2 protein-coding genes are annotated in these 2,751 nt (G+C 69.8%); both read left to right on the top strand.

All coding sequences use genetic code 11. The features are described from left to right. The first annotated feature begins 54 nt into the window (after positions 1-54). Positions 55-1,236: an IS66 family transposase gene (locus VF468_26465; protein ID HEX5881832.1), complete on the top strand. Its 1,182-nt coding sequence runs from the start codon at positions 55-57 to the stop codon at positions 1,234-1,236. 122 nt (positions 1,237-1,358) lie between these two features. Then, positions 1,359-2,751: IS701 family transposase (locus VF468_26460; protein ID HEX5881831.1), on the top strand; the 1,393-nt coding region annotated here is incomplete at its 3' end.

The raw sequence follows: 2,751 nt of genomic DNA, 5'->3' as shown, positions 1-2,751 counted from the left end.
CCGTCACCATCGCGGCGTAAGTCACCGGAGAGCCACATACTCGGAAACGGGTCCGTGTGGTTCGGAGGAGGGCCGCGCGGAAAAGGATTCCCGCAATACGGAATACCTCGCCGTGCGGCCTATCCTGTAACCTTTTCCCTGGCGGTTACGGAGTATCAGATGATGCGCCGGGTGTGCGACTGCGGACACGCCACCACCGCGGACCTGCCGGCGGGGGTACGAGGTGGGCTGACCTGTTACGGCCCGAACGTGACCGCCGCGGCGACCCTGCTGGCCAGCCAGGACGTGCTCAGCATCGAACGCACCGCGGACCTGATGTCCACGCTGCTCGGGGCCCCGGTGTCCACTGGGTTCGTCTCCTGCTGCCTGACCCGGCTGGACGACGCGCTGACCACGGCCGGGTTCGAACCGGCGCTCAAGACGGCGCTGGTCGCCCAGGAGGTGTTGGGCACCGACGAAACCCCCGCTCCGCTGACCGACACCGCCACCCGCGAGCCGGACTGCCACAACCCGCACGTGTACACCGTGCGCACGATGGACGCCTACACCGGCGGGAGCGCGGACCTGGTCTGGTACGGCGCGGCCGGTGACCGCACGAAGACCTCGATCAGCGGGTTCGGGATTCTCGACGACTTCCGTGGCGTGCTGGTCCGCGACGACTTCGGCGGTTACGTCAGCTACGACGACGAGTTGGCCGGGGTCCAGCAATGCCTGGCTCATCTGCTGCGCTACCTCGACGACGCACACGCCATCGACGTCGACGTCCAGGCCTGGGCCCGCCAGGTCGCCGACGCCCTCCGCACAGCGATCCACGAGGTCAACACCGCCCGGGCCGCCGGCCGAACCGACCTCGACGCCGAACTGCTCGCTCGGCTACGGGACAGCTACGACAACGGCGTGAAGGTCGGGATCTCCACCAACCTGTCCCGCCCCTGGTCCAAGGGCAATCACCCCGGCCTGCAACTGGCCCGACGCCTCAAACGCAAAGCCCACCAGGTGTGGCTGTTCACCACCCGATCCGACGTGCCACCCACGAACAACGGCTCGGAATCGGCAATCCGCGGGTTCAAACTCGCCGCCAAGGTCCAAGGCTGCTGGCGCACCCTGCCCACCCTGCAACGGCACTGCCGGATCCGGTCCTACCTCGTCAGCGCCCGCAACCACGGATGCCGACCCATGGACGCCATCCGCGACGCTCTGACCGCCAACCCGTGGATGCCACCCCAGGCAGCATGATCCACTAGGCCTGACTGCTTACCCCAGGTCCGGCTGGTGGCTACGTGGAGTGACATCCTCGGGGTGGGTCCGCCCTGAACTACAGGGATGTAATACGGGCGGCCGTGCCGCGTTGATTGTTTGTGGAACAGATCAACTACGGCACGGCCGCGGTGGCCAGCATAGAGGACGTCGCCGAGTGCACGGCCAGAGCAGACGCCCAGGTCAGGGCGGTCCTGCAGACGGTGATGGCCCAGCGGCGCAGTGCGTCGGCGGCCCTGGACTACGTGACGGCGCTGGCGGCGGAAGTGAAGGCCAACTGCTGGTCACTGGCGGAGTCGGCGGGTCATGAGGGGCAGGGCCGGATGCAGGGCCTGCTCAGCTCCTACCGGTGGGACTACAAGCAGCTGCGCGATCAGCTGCCCGCGCTGGCCCTCGCGTGGATCCCGGACGCGCCCCGGGACCTGATCGGCCCGGGGATCGCGATCGACGAGACCGCGCAGCTGAAGAAGGGGGAGGCCACCGCGGGCGTGGCCCCGCAGCACGCCGGGTGCACCGGCACCGTGGAAAACTGCGTGACCACCGTGTTTTCCGCCTACGTCACCGCGCACGGGCAGGCCTGGGTGGACTACGACGTGTACCTGCCGCAGCGCTGGGCCCAGGATCGTTCCCGCCGCCGGGTCGCCGGAATCCCCGACGAGCTTCAGTTCGCCACCAAGCCGCAGCTGGCCATGAACCAGCTCGACCGGCTGACCGCGACCGGGCTGCCGGCCAGCTGGGTCGCGTTCGACGAGGTCTACGGCCGCAGCGAGCAGTTGCGCACCAAGGCCGCCCGAGCCGGGCTGGCGTACGTGGCGATCATCCCGTGCGACTACCAGCTCACCCTGCCCTCCGGCACGACGATCCGGGCCGATCAGGCCGTCGCAGACGCGGTGTTCGAGCGCCGGTCGGCCGGGAACGGGTCCAAAGGGCCCCGCTACAGCGACTGGGCGATGACCGCCACCGCGATCCCGGGGCAGTACCTGCTGATCCGGCGGCTGATCTCCCGCCCGGACCACCTCACGTTCTCCCTGTGCTGGGCGCCGCCGGGCCGACCGGCGACCATGACCTACTTCATCACCATCGCCGGGCGCCGTTGGCCGGTGGAAGAGACGTTCAAGACCGGGAAGGACGTGTTCGGCTGGGACCAGACCCAGGCCCGCACCTGGAACGGGACCTGCCGACACACCGCCCTGGCCGCCCTCGCCCAGCTCCGCGCCGCCGCCATCCGCAACGCGATCACCGCCAGCATCGCCCTCCCCGCCGTCACCGACGCCGCCTGTCCACACCCGCCGGGCACCAGCATCGTGACCGGCGATCCTGCGACCGGCGATGACCAGGAGCACGTCAGCGACGCCGACCTGCAGATCCCCCTCGGCGACGCCCCCGTCCCGGCCCGCGGGGGCCGGCCCTGCCCACCCGAGATCACCCCGATCAAGCTGTCCATCGCCGAAACCACCCGGCTGGCCACCCTCGCCGCCCGCTGCACCGCCGGGC

This window comes from Actinomycetota bacterium, from assembly GCA_036280995.1.
In the GTDB taxonomy this organism is placed as follows: domain Bacteria; phylum Actinomycetota; class CALGFH01; order CALGFH01; family CALGFH01; genus CALGFH01.
This window is presented reverse-complemented; position numbering and strand designations above follow the sequence as displayed.